Annotated in this window: 17 protein-coding genes, 1 other RNA gene and 1 pseudogene; 11 read left to right on the forward strand and 8 right to left on the reverse strand. The window is 36.4% G+C overall.

What is annotated here, in order from left to right:
* Positions 1-16: 16 nt before the first annotated feature.
* Complete coding sequence (locus tag IGK03_RS04815) at positions 17-310, reverse strand: hypothetical protein (protein ID WP_002358125.1); 294 nt, start codon at positions 308-310, stop codon at positions 17-19.
* Between the two features lie 194 nt (positions 311-504).
* On the opposite strand from IGK03_RS04815, the gene IGK03_RS04820 reads away from it, so the two are divergent.
* Together IGK03_RS04820 and tnpA are read left to right on the forward strand one after the other, a co-directional pair.
* Positions 505-708 carry a DUF378 domain-containing protein gene (locus tag IGK03_RS04820; protein ID WP_002381996.1) on the forward strand — a complete coding sequence of 68 codons (204 nt, stop codon included), beginning with the start codon at positions 505-507 and terminating at the stop codon, positions 706-708.
* A 187-nt stretch (positions 709-895) separates the two neighbouring features.
* Positions 896-1,189 (forward strand): annotated as a pseudogene (gene tnpA / locus IGK03_RS04825) (IS200/IS605 family transposase).
* A 155-nt stretch (positions 1,190-1,344) separates the two neighbouring features.
* Here tnpA and IGK03_RS04830 read toward each other — a convergent pair.
* From IGK03_RS04830 to IGK03_RS04840, 3 genes are all read right to left on the reverse strand, one after another.
* Positions 1,345-3,111: a collagen binding domain-containing protein gene (locus tag IGK03_RS04830; protein WP_430602522.1), complete on the reverse strand. Its 1,767-nt coding sequence runs from the start codon at positions 3,109-3,111 to the stop codon at positions 1,345-1,347.
* A gap of 704 nt (positions 3,112-3,815) precedes the next feature.
* Positions 3,816-4,182, reverse strand: a transfer-messenger RNA (tmRNA) gene (ssrA, locus tag IGK03_RS04835).
* A gap of 138 nt (positions 4,183-4,320) precedes the next feature.
* A complete protein-coding gene (locus tag IGK03_RS04840) occupies positions 4,321-4,626 on the reverse strand; it encodes a DUF898 family protein (RefSeq protein ID WP_010713532.1) in 306 nt (101 codons plus the stop codon).
* A gap of 334 nt (positions 4,627-4,960) precedes the next feature.
* Here IGK03_RS04840 and ace point away from each other — a divergent pair, with 334 nt between their 5' ends.
* From ace to IGK03_RS04855, 3 genes are all read left to right on the forward strand, one after another.
* Positions 4,961-6,985 carry a collagen-binding MSCRAMM adhesin Ace gene (gene ace / locus IGK03_RS04845; protein ID WP_202334795.1) on the forward strand — a complete coding sequence of 675 codons (2,025 nt, stop codon included), beginning with the start codon at positions 4,961-4,963 and terminating at the stop codon, positions 6,983-6,985.
* A 124-nt stretch (positions 6,986-7,109) separates the two neighbouring features.
* Positions 7,110-8,705: an ATP-binding cassette domain-containing protein gene (locus IGK03_RS04850; protein WP_016617183.1), complete on the forward strand. Its 1,596-nt coding sequence runs from the start codon at positions 7,110-7,112 to the stop codon at positions 8,703-8,705.
* Positions 8,706-8,774: 69 nt separating this feature from the next.
* Positions 8,775-9,509 carry a class I SAM-dependent methyltransferase gene (locus IGK03_RS04855; protein ID WP_025187104.1) on the forward strand — a complete coding sequence of 245 codons (735 nt, stop codon included), beginning with the start codon at positions 8,775-8,777 and terminating at the stop codon, positions 9,507-9,509.
* Here the strand turns inward: IGK03_RS04855 and IGK03_RS04860 are convergent.
* From IGK03_RS04860 to IGK03_RS04875, 4 genes are all read right to left on the reverse strand, one after another.
* The gene (locus IGK03_RS04860; RefSeq protein ID WP_002375201.1) at positions 9,506-9,907 is read right to left on the reverse strand and encodes a YxeA family protein; all 402 of its coding nucleotides are present in this window, start codon (positions 9,905-9,907) and stop codon (positions 9,506-9,508) included. The genes IGK03_RS04855 and IGK03_RS04860 overlap by 4 nt on opposite strands.
* Before the next feature lie 109 nt (positions 9,908-10,016).
* Positions 10,017-11,369, reverse strand: a complete 1,353-nt coding sequence (locus IGK03_RS04865; RefSeq protein ID WP_025187102.1) for an amino acid permease — start codon at positions 11,367-11,369, stop codon at positions 10,017-10,019.
* A 170-nt stretch (positions 11,370-11,539) separates the two neighbouring features.
* Positions 11,540-11,725 (reverse strand): hypothetical protein, encoded by a 186-nt coding sequence (locus tag IGK03_RS04870; RefSeq protein WP_002358046.1) that lies wholly within the window; start codon positions 11,723-11,725, stop codon positions 11,540-11,542.
* Between the two features lie 180 nt (positions 11,726-11,905).
* Positions 11,906-12,193 carry a hypothetical protein gene (locus IGK03_RS04875; RefSeq protein ID WP_002390077.1) on the reverse strand — a complete coding sequence of 96 codons (288 nt, stop codon included), beginning with the start codon at positions 12,191-12,193 and terminating at the stop codon, positions 11,906-11,908.
* Positions 12,194-12,562: 369 nt separating this feature from the next.
* Here IGK03_RS04875 and IGK03_RS04880 point away from each other — a divergent pair, with 369 nt between their 5' ends.
* The 6 genes from IGK03_RS04880 to addA all read left to right on the forward strand — a co-directional run bounded on the left by IGK03_RS04880 (position 12,563) and on the right by addA (position 23,778).
* Positions 12,563-13,324, forward strand: coding sequence for a (Fe-S)-binding protein (locus tag IGK03_RS04880; RefSeq protein ID WP_002365495.1), 762 nt, complete (start codon positions 12,563-12,565; stop codon positions 13,322-13,324).
* A 12-nt stretch (positions 13,325-13,336) separates the two neighbouring features.
* Positions 13,337-14,809: a LutB/LldF family L-lactate oxidation iron-sulfur protein gene (locus IGK03_RS04885; RefSeq protein WP_430602526.1), complete on the forward strand. Its 1,473-nt coding sequence runs from the start codon at positions 13,337-13,339 to the stop codon at positions 14,807-14,809.
* Positions 14,802-15,521 carry a LutC/YkgG family protein gene (locus IGK03_RS04890; protein WP_430602528.1) on the forward strand — a complete coding sequence of 240 codons (720 nt, stop codon included), beginning with the start codon at positions 14,802-14,804 and terminating at the stop codon, positions 15,519-15,521. The genes IGK03_RS04885 and IGK03_RS04890 overlap by 8 nt, the downstream gene beginning before the upstream one ends.
* Before the next feature lie 220 nt (positions 15,522-15,741).
* Positions 15,742-16,290: a signal peptidase I gene (gene lepB, locus IGK03_RS04895; protein WP_002358039.1), complete on the forward strand. Its 549-nt coding sequence runs from the start codon at positions 15,742-15,744 to the stop codon at positions 16,288-16,290.
* 110 nt (positions 16,291-16,400) lie between these two features.
* Entirely contained in the window at positions 16,401-19,991 is a 3,591-nt protein-coding gene (locus IGK03_RS04900; protein ID WP_430602530.1) for a PD-(D/E)XK nuclease family protein, read from the forward strand.
* Complete coding sequence (gene addA / locus IGK03_RS04905) at positions 19,984-23,778, forward strand: helicase-exonuclease AddAB subunit AddA (RefSeq protein ID WP_430602531.1); 3,795 nt, start codon at positions 19,984-19,986, stop codon at positions 23,776-23,778. Before IGK03_RS04900 ends, addA begins: the two co-directional genes overlap by 8 nt.
* The last annotated feature ends 68 nt before the right edge of the window (positions 23,779-23,846 follow it).

Genomic DNA, 23,846 nt, shown 5'->3' on the forward strand with positions numbered 1-23,846 from the left:
CAATTTTTAATCCTCCTTATCGTGCATAATTGAACCAGAGAAACAGAAGTATTAACGAAATAACTAAAAGAGCAAGCCCTGAATAAAAAGCGACAAAGGGCCAATCAATCGACTGTTTAAATTCCTGCCAAGTTTGGATTTTTCTGTTTTTTTTCGCGCTATCCTCAAGCGTGAGTAAATAATTCAATAGTAAGAGGAGCAGCAACACCGTGAAATCATTTGTGGTAAAAAGCACATGTAAAAATAGAATGACAAAGACAACACGGGATAACACTCGATTCCGCAAAATTAAAAATAACTTAGCACGCATAATAAACCACCATTTCTTATCAGAGATAATGAATCTGTTTTTGTCTACTCTTTAGTTATATCATAAAATTCTTAATAACGAAAAAATGATTCGAGAAAATAATTGAAAAAAGTTTTTTTCCTGAATCATTATTTTCGTAAATAAAGAATAAACGTGTTACTCTTGGCTTATCAAATTTGGAAGGAGTGTTAAAAATGAAATATCTGGATATTATTGCTTTAATTTTATTGATTGTCGGAGGTTTAAACTGGTTATTAGTTGGTGCATTTAATTTTGATTTAGTTGCAACAATTAGTGGCGGTGCAACCACACCATTAGCAAAAATTATCTATATTATTGTCGGAATTTGTGCGATTTATTCTATTAAGTTTTTAGCTCCTTTGTTCCGCGAACCATAGGATTGATTTAAAAGATTTAGATAACGTGAAGTTATTTTGACTTAGCAATTGAGAGTTTCCTTGAGGAAGGGGACTCTTTTTTTATATGCATTGAAAACCATCCACTATGCAAATGGTTTCTCGACCATCATATCAAAAGTTTTGAGGTAACCCTTATGAAAAAGGGCATAAAAAGTTTATACACAAGATGGAATGTAAGTATCATATTGTTTTTGCGCCAAAATATCGCTAGAAAGTTGTATACGAAACATATTCATATGCTAGTATGCATTCCTCCAAAATTAAGTGTCTACCAATTCATTCTGCATTTAAAAGGAAAAAGTAGCTCAATGATATTCGATAGACATACAGAACTAAAATATCGTTAGGAACATAAAAAATTTTGGTGTGGCGGTTACTATATGGATACAGTAAAAAAAATAAAAAGCAGATAGAAGAATACATTCGTAATTAACTTTGTGAAGATTATGTAGCAGATTAACTAACAATGTTTGAAGATGTAGGTCCGTTCACAGGACAAAAAATACAAAAAATAAAATAGCTCCTTTCAGGAGCAGTGAGTAAATGTGACGCGGAAGGTAATAGAGGTCACAGCCACAAAACAAACCACCCGTGTGAGCGGGTGGTTTTGATTATTTAATTTACTTTTTTATATTTAGAATAAACAGTAATTGAAGTGAAAAGAATGATTAGCAGACCCAGTAGGGTTAAAAACATATTGTTTGTTGTTCCTGCTTTAGGAAGTATTTTTTTCTCTTTCTCATTTACTGATGATAAAGATGAAACGGTTGTCATACTTGTGTCACTTGTTGTTTTTTGATTCGCTTGAGGGCTGTTTTTTTTCACAGCAGTTTTGTTTGTATCAACAGTGTTGCTTGTTTCTTTTTTGATTTTTTTAGAAGAAAGAGGTTTTTCTGTTGATGGAGTGTCTTTTAAATCTTTAATTTTATCGGATTCATCTTCAACAAGGTCTTCTTTTTCACTAATACGGCTTTCAGGTTGGTTTTTATCAACAGAGTTGTTCGTTTCATTCTCAACTTCTTTAGGAGGAAGAGGCGTTTCTGTTGATGGGGTGTCTTCTAAATCTTTGGTTTTATCAGACTCATCTTCAACAACTTCCTCTTTTTCACCGATATGGATTTCAGGTTGATTTTTATCAACAGAGTTGTTCGTTTCATTCTCAATATCTTTAGGAGAAAGAGGTTTTTCTGTTGATGGGGTATCTTCTAAATCTTTGATTTTATCGGATTCATCTTCAACAAAGTCTTCTTTTTCACCAATATGAATTTCAGGCTGACTTTTATCTGGTCCTTTTTCTGAAGGATTTTCTGAATCTTCAACTAATGGTTTTTCAGGAGTGGGGGTGTTATCTGGTAATGGTTCAACTGATTCGTTAGGAGTTTCAATCTCATGCTCATTAGGATCCTGTTTGTCTAAATCGCCATCTGCTTCTCCTTCAGCAAATAGATTTTTGACGCTAGTTGAATTTTTTTCTGTCATTCGCTCTTTGTTAAAAATTTGATAGTTTACGTCATAACTATTTTCAAAGAGCTCTTGTTTACGACCTTCAGTTGTAATGGTCGTAGTGTACATTATAGTAAATGAGGCTAAACGTGCATGGTCTTTCTTCAATCGAATAATAAAATTATTATCTGTTGAAAGTTCGATGGTGCCGAATCCTTTTTCCATGAAAGCGTTGAGAGTATAGGTAGTTGAACCTAAATAATTATTTACCGTAATATTGAAACTATCTTTGTTTAATAATTGACCAGATCCGTGAGTGTCAGAGATGACGATATCATCTGAAAGTTCTTCTTTGTTTAAATTTACATTTAAAAACCAACGGACCTTATCAGAGTCGCCTAGTAAATCCCCTGATTTGTAGAAAAATGGTTGAGTACTCGTTCCTGGATTTTGAGAAATGCCTCGGACAGTTACGGATTTTTTTTCTAAAGTTGTTCCAAAATTTGTTTCAATAGTGGCATCGGTTGTACTGTTAGTAACAGTTGATTTAATACCAAAACTAAAACTACCATGTACATGTTCTAGAAATTTTACACGATCATTGGCAGTTGCAACAATTCTGTCTTTGTATATAAGTGCTTCGCCTAAGTCGCTTAACAAAATTTTTCTTGGTGAACCGTCATTTTCAGTCATGCCCTCTAGCCCCGCTGGCATCGGAAAGGTCAATGTATCGCCAGGTTTGATATGATCTTTATATTTTTCACTAAATGTTATTTTGACAGAAGTTGTTTGTCCTTGAGATAAGTTAGTATCACTAAATTCAAATAGATCAACTATACCAGTTCCGACTAGCTCCTCTGCAGAAACAACTTGGTGGCTGTAAAAACTTCCAATAATAATAATCAGTAGAGAAAATGTATACTTTAAAAACTTGTTCAAAATGATCTTCCTTTTCTTTCTTTTTTTGTTATTTCTTTTCCTTTTTGGATATTACTTTGTTTTCCACTAAAAATATATAATAACTTATTTTTTTTAGTTAATAATTTATCATTTTTAACTCATATTCTAATATAAGCGATTTCTTAGTCTAGACCAATTGGTTGTTTTCACTAATTTAAAATAAGTTAATTAATATAACGAGTGTTTTTTAAAGTTTTTTTGTTAAAAGAAATTTTTATTGTGAAATTAAAGATTAAAAAATAAGGAGTGGATTATGGGTGCTTTTTTCTCGGTTCCTTTTAAAATAGTTTTTAGTTATAGAAAAAATTGTAAAAAATAAAAAAACTAGTCTGGGATTTCGTTATTATATTGTTATTTAATATGCTGAAAAGATATGTAGAGAATTTTTTAATTTAAAATATGGATATACAAATTTTTTTTAGTTTCAATGCTATTCATTGTAGATTCTGAAGTTTACTATTCTTTGATAATAGTTGATTTAACGTTTTGTTCCTGGCTAATTTGAAGTGTATCATTGGATTACTCCAACCGTAAGAGTTGTTAAGTCGCAAGTTTTTCAGAGAATGAGTGCAAAATATTTTGCATTTCTCTTCTTTTGTATCCTTTTCTTATAGAAATAAAAAGAGCTAAAACCTTTATTTTATAAGGTTTTAGCTCTCTTTTGTTTTTCTCTACTTTTCTAAAAATGGAGACGGCGGGAGTCGAACCCGCGTCCAAACATATTGCCACTTAAATCTCTACGTTCATAGACACTCATTTAAAGGTTCGCTTTACAGCGTGCCGAGTGACAGGCATTCTGTATTGCTAGTCTGGTAAGCTCCTCTAAATTTTACAGACGGAAAAATTTAGCGTATCCCACTTCGATTAGGACCCTGACCCGAGCACATGGGCGATGCCGGGAGGATCTTCGCTAGCTGGTTTTTAGGCAGCTAAAGCGAAAGAATTGTTTTCGTTTTTAGCAGTTATATTTAACTGTAACGTTTTAACGTAGCCGTAACCTACGAAACGCAATTCAAGCTCAACTATGCCTGTCGAATCCGTAACGCCCCCGAAATAACATAAGTATCCCTTGATACTTATCAAAGTATAGCATAAATTCCTTGTTTTTTCAAAGAGTAGGATAACACTCTGTTAGATATTCATAAAAAGAGGAAGGATGGACCGGAACTCAGTTCATCCTTCCTCTTTTTATGAAAGCGTGTGGGTATGTTTTGTAATCCATTGTTGCAAACGGATATTCAACCAAAAACCATAAATTCCTAAAGTAATTATAGTTAATAAAAGCCATTTAATCCAATGACCGAATAATTGCATAGCTGTACCGTCAAAATAAAGGCGTTTACCATCAATAACGGTATGCTTGATTTTCCAGTTGTACATCATACAAATTCCCCAAGGTGTGCAAATGCCTAATGTAAAGACAGTAATCAAGGTTGCTAAAATTGAAGTCCCGATATACGTGGCTAAACCACCGTCAAAATATGAATTTTTCATTCTTTTCCTCCTTATCTCATAAACTTTATTATAACAAGAATAAATGGCCTGGGAAACAAAATGAGGATGAAATAAGTATTTTTATTCATTATTGATGTGAAATATGTTATTTATGCAACTCAAACTTGGCAGCATTAGATATTTTGTAACAAACGTTATCTAATGTAACTACCATAATAAAACGTTTTCCTTAGGAAGTGAATTAGAAATTTAAAAAAAAGGCTACTTAAATGAGCATTAATATTGTGCGAGACATATCTTTTTGCTATTGTCAACTTCTGAAAAAGACCACTAAGTGGAAAAAATAAGAGAAAAGAAGGGTGAATAATTTTTTATGACAAAAAGTGTAAAATTTTTAGTGTTACTGTTGGTAATGATTCTACCAATTGCGGGGGCGTTATTGATTGGTCCAATTTCGTTTGGCGCCGAATTGAGCAAAAGTTCAATCGTTGACAAAGTAGAATTAGATCACACTACTTTATACCAAGGGGAGATGACCTCCATTAAAGTATCTTTTAGTGACAAAGAAAATCAGAAAATAAAACCTGGAGATACTATTACTTTAACTTTACCAGACGAACTAGTTGGAATGACCGAGAACGATGGCTCACCACGAAAAATCAATTTAAATGGTTTAGGGGAAGTTTTTATCTATAAAGATCATGTTGTAGCAACATTTAATGAAAAAGTTGAATCTTTACATAATGTGAACGGGCATTTTTCTTTCGGGATTAAAACGCTTATCACCAATAGTTCGCAACCGAATGTGATAGAAACGGATTTCGGAACAGCAACGGCGACTCAACGTTTGACGATTGAAGGAATGACTAACACAGAGACTGGCCAAATTGAGCGAGACTATCCGTTTTTTTATAAAGTAGGCGATTTGGCTGGAGAGTCAAATCAAGTACGTTGGTTTTTAAATGTGAACCTCAATAAATCCGATGTCACAGAAGATATTTCAATTGCGGATCGACAAGGAAGTGGTCAACAATTAAATAAAGAGAGTTTTACATTTGATATTGTGAATGACAAAGAAACTAAATATATTTCACTTGCCGAGTTTGAGCAACAAGGTTATGGCAAAATTGACTTCGTGACGGATAATGACTTTAATTTACGTTTTTATCGAGATAAAGCACGCTTTACTTCCTTTATCGTCCGTTACACTTCGACAATCACGGAAGCGGGGCAACATCAAGCGACATTTGAAAATAGTTATGACATCAATTATCGACTAAACAATCAAGAAGCAACGAATGAAAAAAATACATCACAGGTTAAAAATGTTTTTGTAGACGGTGAGGCAAGCGGCAATCAAAATGTGGAAATGCCAACAGAAGAAAGTCTAGACATTCCTTTAGAGACAATAGAAGAATGGGAACCAAAGATACCTACTTTGGAACAGGCAACAGAAACAACTGAAGAGAATGGCGCAACAGAAACCACAGAAAGCAGCCAACCAGAAGTTCATGTCTCACCAACAGAAGAAGAAAATCCAGATGAAAGTGAAACGTTAGGTACAATTGCACCAATCATACCTGAAAAACCAAGTGTGACAACTGAAGAGAATGGCGCAACAGAAACCGCAGAAAGCAGCCAACCAGAAGTTCATGTCTCACCAACAGAAGAAGAAAATCCAGATGAAAGTGAAACGTTAGGTACAATTGCACCAATCATACCTGAAAAACCAAGTGTGACAACTGAAGAGAATGGCGCAACAGAAACTGCAGAAAGCAGCCAACCAGAAGTTCATGTCTCACCAACAGAAGAAGAAAATCCAGATGAAAGAGAAGCACTAGGCACGATTGAGCCAATCATACCTGAAAAACCAAGTGTGACAACTGAAGAGAATGGCGCAACGGAAACGGCAGAAAGCAGTCAACCAGAAGTTCATGTGTCGCCAACGGAAGAAGAAAATCCAGATGAAAGTGAAACACTAGGCACGATTGCACCAATCATACCTGAAAAACCAAGCGTAACAACTGAAGATAATGGCACAACAGAAACCGCAGAAAGCAGCCAACCAGAAGTTCATGTCTCGCCAACAAAAGAAATTACTACAACTGAGAAAAAACAGCCATCCACAGAAACAACTGTGGAGACAAATAAAACTATTACATCAAAAAATCAACCACAAATACTAAACGCTCCATTAAACACATTGAAAAATGAAGGAAGCCCACAGTTGGCTCCCCAACTGCTTAGTGAACCAATTCAAAAATTAAATGAAGAAAACGGGAAACGAGAACTTCCCAAAACAGGCACAACAAAAACACCGTTTATGCTAATAGCAGGAACACTGGCAAGTACATTTGCCGTTTTAGGTGTAAGTTATCTACAAATCAGAAAGAATTAACAATAGAAAAGCCATCCAGCTTTCGCTGGGGGGCTTTTCTATTATCTGGAGATAAATTGCTGATAGGCGCCAATCAAAAACTATGCTACAGTAAGGTATGTACTGTTCGAAAAGGAGGGAGTAAATGACTAAAAAAATATGGTCGCACTTTCGGAAAAGCTTCACTTGGTACATTTTGATTGGCGTGATTGTTTCATTATGTAGTGCTTTAGCAATTTATTTTTTTCAACAGTTGTTAGATCATTATCAAAAAAGTTTCCAACTAGGGTTGTTAGTAGCGTATGGAACAACAATTATTTTAATTCCGCTATTGTCTTACTGTGAACAGAAACCGAAAGCTTACTTAACTAATGGCATCTATTTCTATTTGAAGAAATTAAGTTTAATAAAAATGAGCAAGATTTCCTATGAAGAATATCTAAAACTGGGAGCGGGAGCTTTACTACAAAAAGTAGAAGTTGGTGCAGCAGCTGGGAGAAATATCCACTTGAATTTTTATGGGCGCTTATTTCGAGAGTTAATTCCAGAGACGTTATTTAATTTATTTTTCATAGCATTGATTGATAAAAAATTATTACCAGCAATTCTAATTGGTTATGTGATTGTATTTATTTTAACTAAAATACTTTTGAAAACGCTACAAAAAATGAAAGAAAAAACACTTATTTCTGAAGAAGCAATGAATGCTACTTTGATACGAGGGATGACAGAACTAGTAACTTTTAGAATTAATCGAAAATATAAAAAAGAGATTGAAAATTACGCGTTAATGGCAGAGGAAAATAGTCAAAATATAACAAAAATGACTATGATCCATGAATTTTTCTTTGGCTTTTTTGCCTTTTTAGTAGCACTAATCAAAGTAAGTATTGTCGTACTTAGTTTTACTAACGTCGTGACGCTAAGTTTAGGTGGACTTGTAGCGATAGTGATGTATATCGATCGAATTTATACGCCGATAGCCATATTTAATGTTTTATTTGTTCAATATAATTTGGATAAAGTAGCCTATCAGCGCTTGGAAGATTTTTATAAAAAAGAAGATGATCCTGATTTAGCGGTTCCAGGCAAAGCGTTACCTGAAATTCAAACAATTTCATTAAAAGATGTGTGTTTTAGCGTAGATAGTCAAACGATTATGTCCCAACAAAATCGACAATTTTCAATGAACAAAACCTATGGCTTGATTGGAAAAAGTGGGACAGGCAAATCTACCCTGATTAAATTGATTTTAGGATTATTGAAACCGACAGAGGGGACAGTTTATGTGAATCAATTTCCTCTAACACAATTCAATTTGGAAGATTATTATGAAAAAGTTTTTTATTTATCGCAAGATGTGCCAATATTTCAAGGAACGTTAAAAGAAAATATTGTATTGAATCAAGAAATTTCTGATGAACAAGTAATTGAAGCTATGTATCGTTTTCAGTTGGGGGAACTTTATGAACGGTTGCCGGAAGGTTTAAACACTATTGTGAGTGAAAAAGGAATGAATTTTTCTGGCGGCGAGAAACAACGGATTGCTTTCACGCGCTTAGCATTTACACAAGCAGAGATCCTTATTTTAGATGAGGCGACTTCCGCATTGGACGAAAAGACCGAAGAAAAAGTGTTACAAGAAGTACAAAAATTTACCCACAATAAGTTGACTATTTTGGTTACTCATCGACCTAAAACCCTGCGATTTGTGGATGAAATTATTGATTTAAATGAGTGAACTTGTTAGCTCTTTGGCGCTTCTTTTGCTACACTTTTTATAAGAATTGAGAGAAAGGGGCAATTGTTGATGAATAATAATGAGCAAGAATTGGCGGAATTTTGGGATGAATTTGCAGAAGAATATGAAGAAATTCAACAAGAATCGCCATTTCCAATTGCTCGAGAATTACGTGATTTCTTGGTCCAAGAAGGTCTTTTTCCGTGTCAGACATTTCTGGATATCGCAGGTGGGACAGGACGATACTTACCTTTTTTTCAAGAGCAAGTCACGGAGTATACGCTAGCCGATATTTCTCAGAGAATGTTGGAGATTGCGGAAGCAAAAGCACAAAGCAACGTTGTTTTTCTTCACCAAAGCCAAGAAAGACTGATTGAGACTGGGAAAAAATTTCAAGTCGTTTTTTCAGCGATGAACCCTGCTTTGGATACGCCGGAAAAAGTTAATGCATTGTGCCAATTAAGTGAGGAATGGTGTCTTATATTTCGGCTAGTGGAAGAGCAAGATTCGTTGTTTTCTCCTTTTGAGCAAGAGAGCAACCCGCAGTTAAATTGGATGGCACAATACAAAGCATTTCTAAAAAAAGAACAGCGACCTTTTTTCACAAAAAAATTTTTCTTTGAAGCATCAGAAGCTATTTCAAAAGACTTTTTCCGCAACTATTTTGAAGAACAATGGTCAGTTCCAATTTTAGAACAACGCGTACAAGAAATTTTTGGTTCTCATGAAATTAAGCAAAATCAGCGTACCATTATTTATGAATTAATTGTTATTCCATGTAAAAAAACAACCAGCGATGACTAATTATCGCTGGTTGTTTTTCGGTTATTTAATTGTGCAAAAGCTTTTTCTGGAATCTCTTTTTTATCAATTTTGACAGGAGATTGGATGATTCTTTTTTTACTAATGGTTGCTTCTATGTAAGCATTTGGTTCCAAAGGTTGAGGATTTTTGTCTGTCCGTTCGTAATCCATGACTTGCGTTTTTCCATTACTTTTAACAAAAGTTAATGCGTATTTTAATGAATATAGACCAGAGACTGGTTGTTTTTGATTGTTTAATGCTTGTTTTCTTTCAGGAATTTCTAGAGGAACTTGTGCATAGGCTTTTTCACCCTTATATGTATCTGCATAAAAACGATAGCTTATATAACCACCAACAATCAATACGCCAATAAATAAAATAGCGCCAATTTTTTTCATTTTTTCTCCTCCTAACAATTTACGAAAATAGTATAGCAAAAGAAGACGGCTTTTGAACATCGAAAAAACGAACAGTTATCTTACAAAACTGTTCGTTTTTTCGGTCTATTTAGCTTTCATCAGAGAGTAGAAAGGAATCATTTTTCTTACGATAACTAAAGAAAATAACAAAGTACAATAGGCCTGTTAAAAGAGTAACGCCTGACGAATTTGTAAATAAGATGCCAATAAAGATGAGGCCTAAAATGATTAAAGCAAGAAGATTAATACTTTTTTCAAAGAGAGACCCTCGTTTTAAAGACAGAACAAACGCCGCAGCGCTAATTAAAATCCAAATTAACAAGACAGTGTAAGAGAGAGAACCGGCTAAGTAACCAAATAATTCATCGCCAACAAAATAAGAAAGAATAACGCCCAGATATAAAACACTGGCGCAGAAGAAAACTGAACGTTGAGGTACTTGGTGCTTGTTTAAAACCGCTAGTTTACTTAGGGGCCCTTTTTTGTCTTTTAAACGAAAATATAAAAGGCGAGAAGAGGCGTATACTCCAGAATTAATAGAAGAAAACAAGGCTAAAATAATCACAAAATTTACGATGTCAGCAGCAAAAGGAATATTCATTTTTTCAAAAACCATAACAAATGGACTCACCGTTGTGCCTGCTAAGGTATTCCAAGGGAAAATAATCAAAAGTAAGAATAATGGAATGATATAGAAGGAAATAATCCGTCCCATCACACCACGAATCGCTTTAGGAATGGCTTTTTTAGGATCATCTGCTTCACTGACAGTAATCGCGATTAATTCTGAACCGCCATAAGAATAAATAACTACTAATAAAGAATTAACAATACCTTTCATGCCATGTGGGGCGAAGCCACCATGATTGGTGATACTTTGTAAAGTAGGGAAGACACCACTGCCTAGCATTTGTTGTCCCACCAGATAAACACCAAAAATAATTAACAAAATGATGACACTAATTTTAGCAAACGCCAACCAATATTCTGTTTCTGCAAATAAACGAACCGAGTAAAGATTGATGAGCGTCGTTAAAATAGCTAAAATGAAAACAAAAAACCAAGCAGGAATATTAGGAAACCAAAGTTGTAAAAAGGAAGCTGCGGCAACCGCTTCTGCGATAATATTAATTGTCCACATGGAATAATAAACCCAATCAATAAAATCAGCAGAATGTGCACCTAAAAATGGTCGAACTAAGCCAGACAAACCATGATGTGTGTCTCCGCCATCTAAAACAAGTTTTCCTAAACCACTCATGACGATGAAGAGAACAGCACCGCCAATTAGAAAGGCGATTAAAACAGAAGGACCAGCAATACCAATTGCTTCGCCACTTCCTTTAAAAAGACCTGCGCCAATCGCTCCCCCTAAGGCTAACATCGTAATATGGCGCGAGCTTAATTGTTTTTTTAAGGTTGTTTGTTGTGTTTCACTCATAGGATTCTCCTTTAATTGAAAAAAATAATATGAAAATAACTTTCTTTATTATATACAATTTTCTGACAATTACAACTATTCTGTCAATGAAAATGAAAAAATAAGTGAAAAATATTATGAAAATAAAAAAATCGAGCAATTTAAGTGATTAAAATCGCTCAATTTTTTTATTAATTTTTATTTTTTAATAGAGTCATAATTGTTAATGGAACAGTAATGACTACATAGCCGATGATACTAGCCACTACTAAATAAGCTATAGGACTCGAGAAATTAAATAAGTCCGTTAAAAGTATTGCGACAATCATTGAAATAGCATAACAAATGAATAATTGAATAAACCGCTTTGCAGACAAAAAATCACCTCTTCCTAATTAGTAAAAGTCTCTTTTCAATCATTTAGTATACACCTGAAAAGAAGAATAAACTATCATTAATTAAAAGAAAAAGTGAAACAACTAGCGGATTTTTTGTTCAGCTAATTATCTTAAGAATTAGAAAATGGGACATAAGTCATCTCGACTTATGTCCCATTTTCATTTATGACGTTGGCTTCGTGTAAATTGAGAAGTCTCGTCCTCTCTAGTGGTTGGTTTCTGTGTTCGTTGTACGGCTTGCTTTTCTGGCTCGCTCTTTTTTGCAACATCAGTCACAACATTTGGCTTCTGAGAAGGGGGAACGGTTGTTTTTTTGTTTAAAGTTGGCGTAGTTCTTTTTGTTTCTTTCTTTTGTTTCTTTTTATTATTTTTATCATTTCCAGTGACTGTCAAATAGATAATCAGAAAAATCATTAGGATCGTTGCAACAATTAATAGAATAAACATGTTAAATGAAATGAACATGCATGGCCCTCATTTCTCGTTTTTTCTTAGTTTACCAAAATTTCAAAATTTCGTCACTCTTTTCTTCAGAAAAAACGAATTTCAAAGGGGTTAAAAGAAACTTTTATAAAAAAGCTTCCTTTTTTGTGTGAAAATGCACAAAATTTCTGGAATCGTTTGCTGTTAAAACCAGATACTGGTAAAATAATTATTGTATAAGAATCATTTTAAAAAACGATTTTTGTTACAAATAACGTATTTGTTGAAAAGGCACTGTGAAGTAGTTAGAGACGACAGCCAAGTGACTTTTAATGACAGCCGCCCAATTAATTTCATGGAGCCTTTTCGTAGAAAACGAGGAGGTTATTTTGCGTGAAAGTGAGTATATTTTCGACATGCGTGGTGGATTTACTTTTTCCAAATGTAGGGCAAGCAATGGTAGAGGTTTTGGAACGGTATGGCTGTGAAACGGTTTTACCAACAAGCCAAACGTGTTGTGGTCAGCCAACGTACAATAGTGGCTATGTGACAGAGAGCACGACAACGCTTAAGAATCAAATTGATAGTTTTGACGGTGCCGATTATGTGGTGGGACCTGCGGGGTCTTGTGTCGGCATGATGAAAGAATACCACAAATTTTTAGCAGATGATCCTATTTATGGGCCAAAAGCACAACGTTTAGCTGAGCGAACTTACGAGTTTAGTCAGTTTCTTTATCGTGTCTTAGGGGTCAAAGATGTTGGCGCAACGTTACATGGGAAAGCCACTTATCATCGTTCTTGTCATATGACGCGAATTTTAAATGAACGAGAATCGCCTTTTGTTTTGTTGGATCATGTGAAAGGATTAGAAATGATTCCTTTAGGACATCTTGAAAATTGTTGCGGATTTGGCGGAACGTTTTCAGTGAAAATGCCAGCTATTTCTGAACAAATGGTGACGGAAAAAATGAACGATGTGATTGATACAGGCGCAGAAATTTTAATTAGTGCGGATATGGGTTGCCTGATGAATATCGGCGGTAAATTTAATCGTGATGGGAAAAAGATTAAGATTATGCATATTGCAGAAGTCCTTAATCACGAAGTGGATGAAGCACGCATGGACCAACCACAAATCATATCGGTAGGGTAAGGGGGAAGAACTGTGGGATTATCAACGAGCAATAAGCCGTTAAGTGAACGAATTGAAGAAAGTAAAAAAGATGTGTTTATGCAAAAGGCTGTCGCCAAAGCACAAGATGCCCAATGGGAGAGGCGAGAAGGTGCGCGGGAAGCTTTAGGCAATTGGCCACAATGGCGTGAACTGGGAGAACAAATTCGCCAACATACAATTCAGTATCTGCCTGACTATTTAGAAGAGTTCAGTGATAACGTCGCCAAACGAGGTGGCAAAGTCTTTTTTGCTCAAACCGCCGAAGAGGCCAATGAATATGTGAAACAAGTGGTTCTAGAAAAAAAGGCGAAAAAAATTGTGAAATCTAAATCAATGGTGACGACCGAAGTCGATATTGATCCAATGTTATTGGGATTAGACGATGTCAGTGTGATGGAAACAGACTTGGCGGAATTCATTTTACAAATGGATGACTGGGATGAACCGTCACATATTGTTTTCCCAAGTATTCATAAAAATCGCGAACAGATTCGTCAGGTTTTTGCGAAAAAATTAGGGTATCAAGGAGATAATGACCCGGTAAATTTGGCACGCTGTGCACGAGAAGTGATGCGCAAATTCTTTTTGGAAGCGGAGATTGGCATTACAGGTTGTAATTTCGCTATTGCGGATAGCGGCTTAATTAACTTAAATACAAATGAAGGAAATGCTGATTTGACCATCAGTATTCCTAAGACACAAATCGTGTTAATGGGAATGGAAAGAATCGTACCAACGATGCGTGAAGCAGAGGTTTTAGATAACCTTTTAGCCAGAAGTGCCGTTGGTCAAAATTTAACAACGTATGTGACGTTTGCTGGGCAAAAAAATGCGGATGAATCCGATGGTCCGGAAGAATTTCACGTAGTCATTTTGGATAACGGGCGTTCAAAAGCGTTAGGAACAGCCTTTCAGCCAGTCTTACAGTGTATTCGTTGTGGGTCTTGTCTGAATGTTTGTCCGGTCTATCGCCATATTGGAGGACACGGTTATGGCTCTATTTATCCAGGACCAATTGGTGCTGTGCTTTCTCCAATTTTAGGTGGATATAAACAGTTTGGGGAATTGCCTTATGCGTCTAGTCTCTGTGGGGCATGTACGGAAACATGTCCTGTGAAAATTCCATTGCACGAATTATTAATTGAACATCGTAAAGTGATGACCGATGATCTGAAAATGAAACATGGATTTGAAGATTTCCAAATGCGTATGGTAGGCAAAGCCACTGGTTCACCAGCAATGTTTAAAGCAGCCATGAAAGTCGATCATGCTGCAGCGGGCATTTTAAGTAAACAAAAAGAAATTACTGTTGAAAACATGTACAATCATGGGGGCTACCTTGATAAAGGACCAGGGTTAGTAAAAGGTTGGACCGATGTTCGTGATTTGCCAAGACCACCAAAATCTTCAGAAAACTTCAGAAGTTGGTTCAAAAAACATCAAGAAGGTGAAAAAAATGACTAACGAAGCGATTCAAAATCGAGAACCTTTTTTACAAAATCTACGAGAAAAATTAGGCGTAGAAAAACAGTCTGTTTCAGCTCATCCATTTGAGCCGGTTAATCATTTACCAGAAGAACAGTTGGCAGATAAAACACCAGCAGAGCTATTAACGATTGTGAAAGAACGTGTGGAAACGATTCACACGAACTTAGTGGAAACTACACAAGAAAATTTACTGACGACGATTCAGCAAATTGTTGCTGAGTTCGGTGGAGGCAATCTTTTATTGCCAACAGATGCACGTTTTGAAGCCTGTGGATTAGTTGATTTAGCTAAGTCATTAGAGGCTGTTTCTGTTAAGCAATGGCAACCTGGAAGTGAGCAACGAGAAGCGAATATTCAAACAGCTGCTCAGGCAAATATTGCGATTGCCTTTGCTGAGTTTTTACTAGCTGAATCAGGAACGATTGTGGTGGAGTCCAATGCGGGGCAAGGCAGAGCTTTACACTTTTTACCGAAGCATTACATTTCAATTATACCGTTTAGCAAACTCGTTCCACGTTCGACTCAGCCAGCAGCTTTTTATACAGAAAAAATAGAAAAAGGCGAAAAAATCGGCTCAGCGATTCACTTTATTTCAGGGCCTTCTAATTCAGGAGATATTGAAATGCAACTGGTTGTCGGGTTGCATGGTCCTTTAGAAGTTTGTTACGTGGTTGTGATGGATCGCTAAAACGCTAGAAGCATAATCAATTCAGCCCTTTTTAGAATTGATTATGCTTTTTTTATGAGCAGGATCAAAAAAGTAAGAATCAAATTTGAAAGAAATACGTTTTTTTTCTGACCATTTTGTAAAAAAAGCGTACATAAAAATTAATTGGGTGTTAAGCACTATAGGATTGATTTACTTTGTGGTAGAATATGAGACATAAGATAATAAGGTTTTTGGAGGAATGAGTTTGAAATCAAAAGAATTAATTAAAACAGTCGTCTTTTTTGCCTGTTTAGCTTTGGGTCTGTTTTTACTGAGACAATTTGTATTTACGCCTGTCGTAGTGAGAGGTCATTCAATGGATCCAACGTTAGCAGATGGTGAACGGGTAATTACGTTAAAAAACACAGAAATTAATCGTTTCGATATTATTACTTTCCCAGCGCCAGATGAACCAGATAAAAATTATATTAAACGTGTGATTGGTTTACCTGGAGATACAATTGCGTACAAGGATGATACGTTGTACATCAATGGAAAAGAAGTTGACGAACCCTATTTAGATGAATTTAAAAAAGCCTTAACAGATGGTCAACCTTTGACAGGCGATTTTTCATTAAAAGAAAAAGTACCAGCAGATAGCTACTTTGTTTTAGGTGATAATCGACGGAATTCAAAAGACGGTCGTGTCATTGGTTTTATTCATAAAAAAGATATTTTGGGTGAAGTGAAATTTGTGATGTGGCCATTCTCACGGTTTGGTCCAATACCAGAAGTGTCAAAACAATAAAAGAGACAATGAGTAAAAGAGAAGGACGGAAATGTGTAAAAACAAACACATGTTTCCGTCCTTCTTTTGTGGTAAAATAAAGGCAGTGCAAAGGAAAAGGATGTGAAACCATGAGTGTGCAGTTTATTAGAGGAACCGCCGTGGCAGACTTAGAAGCGCCACTTATACAGGCGACAAAACAATGGCTAGAGGAAGACGCACAGCATGAAGTATTCTATTTAGTCCCGAACCATATTAAGTTTGAGCAAGAAATTCAAGTCTTGCAAAAGTTACGTCAATTACAGACAACTACGTCTGATTCAATAACCAGTACCCGTCTGCAGGTTTTTAGTTTTTATCGTTTGGCTTGGTACTATTTACAACATACACCTTTTTACTCGGCAGATGTTTTATCTGATGCAGGTGCTGCGATGATTTTTCGCAAAATTTTAGTAGAAGCAGAAGAAGAGTTAAAAATTTTTAGAGGTGAAATTAACAAGCCTGGCTTTATTCAGCAACTATTTCAGCTTTATCAAGAAATGCACGAAGGCAATATTGAAATTGCGGAGCTTTATCCATTTTTAGAAAAACAAACGGAGAACCCTAAAGGACAAGATTTACAACTTAAGTTTCAAGATTTAACGTTAATTTTTACACGATTCCAATTACAAATGAGTCAGTATGGCTATGAATCAGCGGAGATTATTCAACATTTAAGCGAGTATTTACAAACGGTTGATTTGTCGAATGTTCAATTCGTTATTTCAGGCTATCAGCAGTTTACCGCCAGAGAATTAAAGTTGATTGAAGTGCTAATGGCGCAAGCAGGTTCTGTGAAAGTAGCCCTTTTATTGGACAAACAATATCCGCATGACTTACCTGATCCGCGGTCGTTATTTTATGAAGCGGGGCAAACCTACCATCAGCTTTATCAATTAGCAAGACAGAAGCAAATTCCGATTCTTTCAGATTATGTGGAAAAGAAAGAGGTATTAATTACAAACCCAGACTTGCAAGGATTAAATGATTATTGGATTCAATCGCAAGAGCACCTGCATCCATTAAGCACAACTGACTGGAGAGGCGATGGCTTATTTCTGTGGCGTGCTGAAAACGTTAAAGAAGAATTAACACATGTTGCAACTGAAATTCGCCGTTTAGTGGTGGAAGAAGGGTATCGGTACAAAGAAATTCAGGTGTTGACTCGTGATTTAGATTGTTATGAAAATTTATTAGAACCGATTTTTGCGGAACACGAGATTCCTGTTTATGTCGACCGAGATATGGCTATGGATCGGCATCCTTTAGTCGAATGGATTGAATCTTTATTTGCTATTCATTCGTACAATTATCGTTATCGCGATGTGCTCCGTTTTTTGAGAACGGAATTATTTATGCCAATGAATCAACTCGCTACTTCTGAAGAAAGCTTGACTGATTGGTTAAACCAACGGAACGCTTGGCGCAGAAAAGTTGATATTACCGAAAATGTAGTCCTGGCATACGGCTATGAAGGTTATTATTGGTCGCAAGAAAAAGATTGGGAATTTATTCGGTATGATTTTGAAGCGGAAGAGCAAGAAGATGTCGCTACGATGGAAGAAGAGTCAAATGCGATTCGTCAATCGCTTCAACGGCTGTTACCTAGTTACTTTCAAGCAATGATAAGTGCCAAAACTGGTTTGGAAGCAGCGACCGTCTTCTATCACTTTTTACTGCAAAGTGGTGTGGCAACACAATTAAAAATGTGGCGCTTACAAGCTATCGAAGCAGGTCAACTAGAAACAGCTCGTAACCATGAACAGACTTGGGATGCATTGATGTCGTTACTAGATGAATACGTCACTGTTTACGGAGAAAGTTCGTTTGATTTTACAACGTTTCAAGAAATATTTGTTAGTGGCTTGGAAGGTTTGCACTATAGTAAAGTGCCGACAGCGATTGACCAAGTACAAGTTCGCGCAATGGATTTAACTCGACCTGGCGCTGCCAAGGTTACTTTTGCTATTGGGATGACGGAAGAAATTTTTCCACAAAAGATTGAAAATAAAACACTGTTGTCTGATGAAGAACGTCAGACAATCAATGATACGTTAACGGAAAACCAATATTTACGTGGGACAACCGGACGCAAAATTGCGCAAGAACCTTATGTTGCGTATCTTGTCTTTTCTTCAGCGCGAGAACGGTTATATTTAACCTATCCAAGTGTTAAAGACACCGCTCAAGAAGTCAAACCGTCTCCTTATTTTAAAAATATCCAAAAAGATTTAAACTTGCCCGTTTTTGAAAAAAATGAAACAACCATTTTCGATGATGAAACGACCAGTTTAGCCCATATTAGTACGTATCGGACGTTAATCGGTGAATTAACGCGTTTGAAAAGACAACGGAAAGAAACACAAGAAGGATTGTTGCCTTTCTGGTTAAATATGGAAAAAGCGCTAATGAACCAATCAATTGCGCCGCTAGCCAAGCAAGTTTTCGAAAGTTTAACGCATCAAAATATTCCTGAAAAGATTGATGAGGTCTTAGCAGAACCTTTATATGGTAAAGATATTTATACATCCGTTTCTCGGATGGAGAGTTTTTATCGGTGTCAATATCAATACTTTTCTCGCTATGGCTTACGTTTGAAAGAAAGAGATGTCTTTGGGCTTTCGCCAGCAGCTACAGGGGAATTTTTCCATGAAGCATTGGATCAGTTCTTTAAATTATTGATTATGAATCAACGGAACTTATCTGAATTAACCGATCAGGAAGTCAATTTATTGGCGGAGGAAGTACTAAATAGTATTTTAGGGGATGCGCGTTTTTCTGTATTAACGACCTCTAGTCGCATGAACTATATTCGCTATCAATTGAGTCAAACAATTAAAAAAGTCAGTTGGGCGCTGAAACGTCAAAGCCAACGAAGTGGCATGACGACTGTTCAAACGGAAGTGTTATTTGGCCAAATTGCCGCTAAAAAAGGAATTTCTGGTTTGGAATTACCATTAAAAAATCAAGGGAAGATTCATGTTCGGGGAAAAATCGACCGGATTGATCAATTGGTTACCCCCGAATCAACCTATTTAGGTGTGATTGATTATAAATCGAGTCACCGTAAATTTAATATGACAGAAGCGTATTACGGCTTAGCCATGCAAATGCTGACGTACTTGGATGTGGCTTTAATGGATGCTGTGCAATTAGTTGGTCAAGAAGCTAAACCTGCTGGCTCACTTTATCTGCATGTACACAATCCTACGTTATCTTATGAAGGCAAAGACGACATTGAACAACAAATGCTTAAAAAATATCAGTTTGATGGTCTTTTGATGAAAGACCCAGATTTATTGGATCATTTAGACACGAGTCTGCAAGCTAAACAAAGTTCGTTGCTGTTTCCAATTGAAGAATCCGCCAAAGAACAAATTAAACCTGGTCGTCGCCAAGAAGATAAATTTGTGACAGAACCAGAATTAGGCGCGTTGCTTTCCCATAACCGAAATAAATTTATTGAAGCGGGAAATCAAATTATTGGCGGCGAAGTTCAACTTAATCCCGCTTATCAAGGCAAGGAACGGATTGCTTGTCGCTATTGTCCGTTTCGAAGTGTCTGTGATTTTGATGTGATGTTAAAAGAAAATAATTATCATCGTATTGAGAATTTATCCAAAGAGGAAATTATGGCGCGCTTGTTAAACAAAGATGAGGAAGGAGCAACCGAAGATGAGTAAAACAATTCCACTACGTCCAGCCAATGAGCAATTCACCGACAGTCAATGGCAAGCGGTGTTTGATGGCGATGAAAATATCTTAGTTTCTGCTTCGGCTGGCTCAGGAAAAACCACTGTTTTAGTCCGCCGTGTCATTGAAAAAGTCAAAAGCGGCGTCGATATCGATCGTCTCTTGATTGTGACGTACACTGAAGCCGCCGCCCGTGAGATGAAAGAACGTATCCAAGTGGCTTTACAAAAGGCAATGAATGAAGAACAAGATCCAGAAAGAAGACGGCATTTTTCTCGTCAAATTGCTCTTTTGCCAACAGCCAATATCAGCACGTTACATGCCTTTTGTTTAACTGTTATTCGTCGTTTTTATTATTTAATTGACATAGATCCAGTTTTTCGGATGTTAACAGATGAAACAGAAACATTGTTATTAAAAGAAGATGTTTGGGATGCATTACGTGAACAATTTTATGCGGAAAATCAAGAAGAATTTTACCAATTAACAGCGAATTTTTCCAATGACCATAGTGATGACGGACTCACTAACTTAATTTTTTCTTTTTATGAATTTGCCAAAGCCAATCCTGATCCAGAGGCGTGGATTAATGGCTTAACACAAGCCTACGAAGTAGGGAATCAGCTAGGCGAATCAACGTTATTTCAGACGTATTTAAAACCGCTAGCCGTTGAGACGTTACAACGAACTCTTCAGCGTTACGAAGAAATGGTGACCTTAACAGAGGGCGAAGAGAAACTTCAAAAGATTTGGTATTTAGCTCAAAATGAAAAGGAACAAACAAAACAATTTTTACAATTTTTAGAGAGAAATGATTTAGAAAGCGCCTATAATTTGACTGAATTGTTGAGCTTTGACCGCTACCCAACGGTTCGTGCCGAAGAGTTGAAACCAACCGCGGAACAAGCCAAACAGTTACGAGAACAAAATAAAAAAGCGTTAAATGATTTGAAAAAGCAACTGTTTACACTTTCTCCAGATGCCATGAAACAAGTCTTGAAAGAGGCCACACCCATTGTTCAAGAAATGGCTCACGTGGGGAAACAATTTATGGAGGCCTATGGCGCAGAAAAACGGCTTAAAAATTTAGTGGATTTTAACGATTTAGAACATTATACGTTAGCTATTTTAGCGAAAAATCAGGCAGATGGCTGGCAAGCATCAGAAGCCTCTCTTTACTATCGCGAAAAATTTGATGAAGTGTTAGTCGATGAATACCAAGATATCAATCAATTACAAGAATCTATTTTGTATTGGTTGCGCCGTCCGCTTAGCACAGAAGGAAACCTTTTTATGGTAGGGGATGTGAAACAGTCTATTTATTCTTTCCGCTTGGCAGATCCTACATTGTTTATTGAAAAATACAATCAGTATGGGCAAGGCGAAGAGGGTAAACGAATTATTCTAGCTGAAAATTTTCGTTCCCGCAAAGACGTTTTAGACTTTACGAATTTAGTATTTAGTCAATTAATGGATGAGCGAGTGGGCCAAATTGCTTACGATGAGTCAGCCGCTTTGGTTCATGGCTTTGATCAATTTTCGGAGGCGGCTGATTATTCAACTGAATTGCTAATTTATGAAAAAAAAGCAACAGAATCAGTTGAATTTCCAGAATTACAATCCCCTGAGTTGTTGATTGAAGATAAGACAGAAGGGGAACTTTACGTTACTGCTTTGAAAATTCGTGAATTAATTGACCAAAATTTCTTAATTTATGATAAAAAGCTGAAAACGGATCGACCGATTACTTATCAAGATATTGTCTTATTAACGCCTACGAAGAAAAATAATTTAACTATTTTAGATGTTTTTAAATCATTAGAAATTCCAGTTCAAGTCAATGATGCTCAAAATTATTTCCAAGCAACGGAAATTCGTACAATGATTGCCTTGCTTCAATTGATTGATAATCCCTATCAAGACATTCCTTTGGCAGCTGTGTTACGTTCACCAATTGTTGGATTAAAAGAAAACGAATTAGTGCTTATTCGTTTGGCTAATAAGGAAACCAGTTACTACGAAGCATTTTTAACGTTTAATCAAAAGATGGAACCAACCATGGAGGAAGCAGTTGTTCAGGAAAAAACTATACGTTTTGCTGAATCATTAGAAAAATGGCGGGAACAGGCTCGACGCAACCAGATTAGCAACTTGCTGTGGACGATTTATCGTGAAACGGCCTATCTTGATTATGTTGGCGGGTTGCCTGTTGGCAAACAACGCCAAGCCAATTTATATGCGTTGGTGGATCGGGCCGCGGCGTATGAAAAAACAACCTTCCGCGGATTATTTCAATTTGTTCGCTTCATCGAAAAAATGCAAGAAAAAGACAAAGATTTAGCAGAACCAGTCGTTTTAAGTGAAGAGAATGCCGTACGCGTCATGACGATTCACGCTAGTAAAGGGTTAGAATTTCCGGTGGTATTCGTTTTAGATATGACCAAAGAATTTAATGTCAGTGATTTGAATGAACGCTATATCTTTGAAGAAAATTTAGGGGTAGGCATTCGTTATTTACAACCTGAAGAACGAGTTATGTACGATACTTTACCATTTTTGGCGATTAAACAAGTACGATTGAGAAAATTACTATCCGAAGAAATGCGGAAGTTATATGTGGCGTTGACACGTGCAGAACAGAAACTTTTTCTGGTAGGCTCCTATAAAGACCAAGCGGCAATGTGGAAAGAGTGGCTGAAAGTTGGCGATGTAGAAACACTGGTGCTACCAGCTGAAAATCGCTTGCAAAGTAAAAGTAGTTTAATGAATTGGGTTGGGATGACATTGGTACGTCATCAAAAAGCCGCTGAATATCAGCAAGAAGTAGTAGTAAGTAACGTTCCGCAAGTCAAGAAGCACCCAGCTAACTTTCATATTCAGTGGTTCAACCAAGAACAACTACGAGCAGCCATTCAGCAATTACAATTGCCAGAAAGACAAGCAGAGGATTTAGCCGAAAAAGCGCAATTATCTGCTGACAAAATCAATCGTGGTCTTGCACGGTTAAGTTTCAATTATCCGTTTGAAGTGGCTACTCGGACCACCAGTTATCAGTCTGTTTCTGAAATCAAGCGAGTATTTGATGACCCCGATAACAAAGAAATTGGTAAAATTGAGGTTCGGGAAGACAATACTATTCAAGCGCAACCGTTGATTGTCAATCGAATGATTGAAGGAGATTTAAGTAAGCCTAAATTTTTAGATACGGTTCAAGCGCCCTCAGCAGCTGAAATTGGGACAGCAACTCATTATTTATTACAACTAATTGATTTAAGTAAGCAACCTTCTTACGAGGAAGTGCGAGCTGTTCAAGAACGCTTAGTGGAAAATAAATTGATTTTACCAGCAATTGCTGAAAAAATGAATCTGGAACAAATCGTGGCCTTCTTTGACACCGCCTTAGGAAAACAATTGATTCAACACCATCAAACCGTTAGAAGGGAACAACCTTTTTCTATGCTGATTGAAGCAGAAGAGCTCATTCAAAATTATCCAGAAACGACACAAGATGATTTATTAATTCATGGGATTATTGATGGCTATATCGAATTAGACAATCAATGCATTTTGTATGACTATAAAACCGATCATGTAAAAGGCACCTCTCCCCAAGCGATTTCTGAAATTGTCGAACGGTATCGCGGACAGATGAATCTTTATCGTAGAGCGCTACAAGAGGCGACGCATAAAGAGGTGTCGCACGTCTATTTAATTTTATTAAATGGAGGAGTAATTATTGACATGCAGACAGGAAATGTTGTAGATTTTATAAAGTAGAAAAAATTAGAAGCAGAAACACTTACATTTTGTAAGGAATGTGCTATACTCATTGAAGAGGTGAGGAA

The organism is Enterococcus sp. DIV2453a (assembly GCF_050533535.1).
Taxonomy (GTDB): domain Bacteria; phylum Bacillota; class Bacilli; order Lactobacillales; family Enterococcaceae; genus Enterococcus; species Enterococcus faecalis.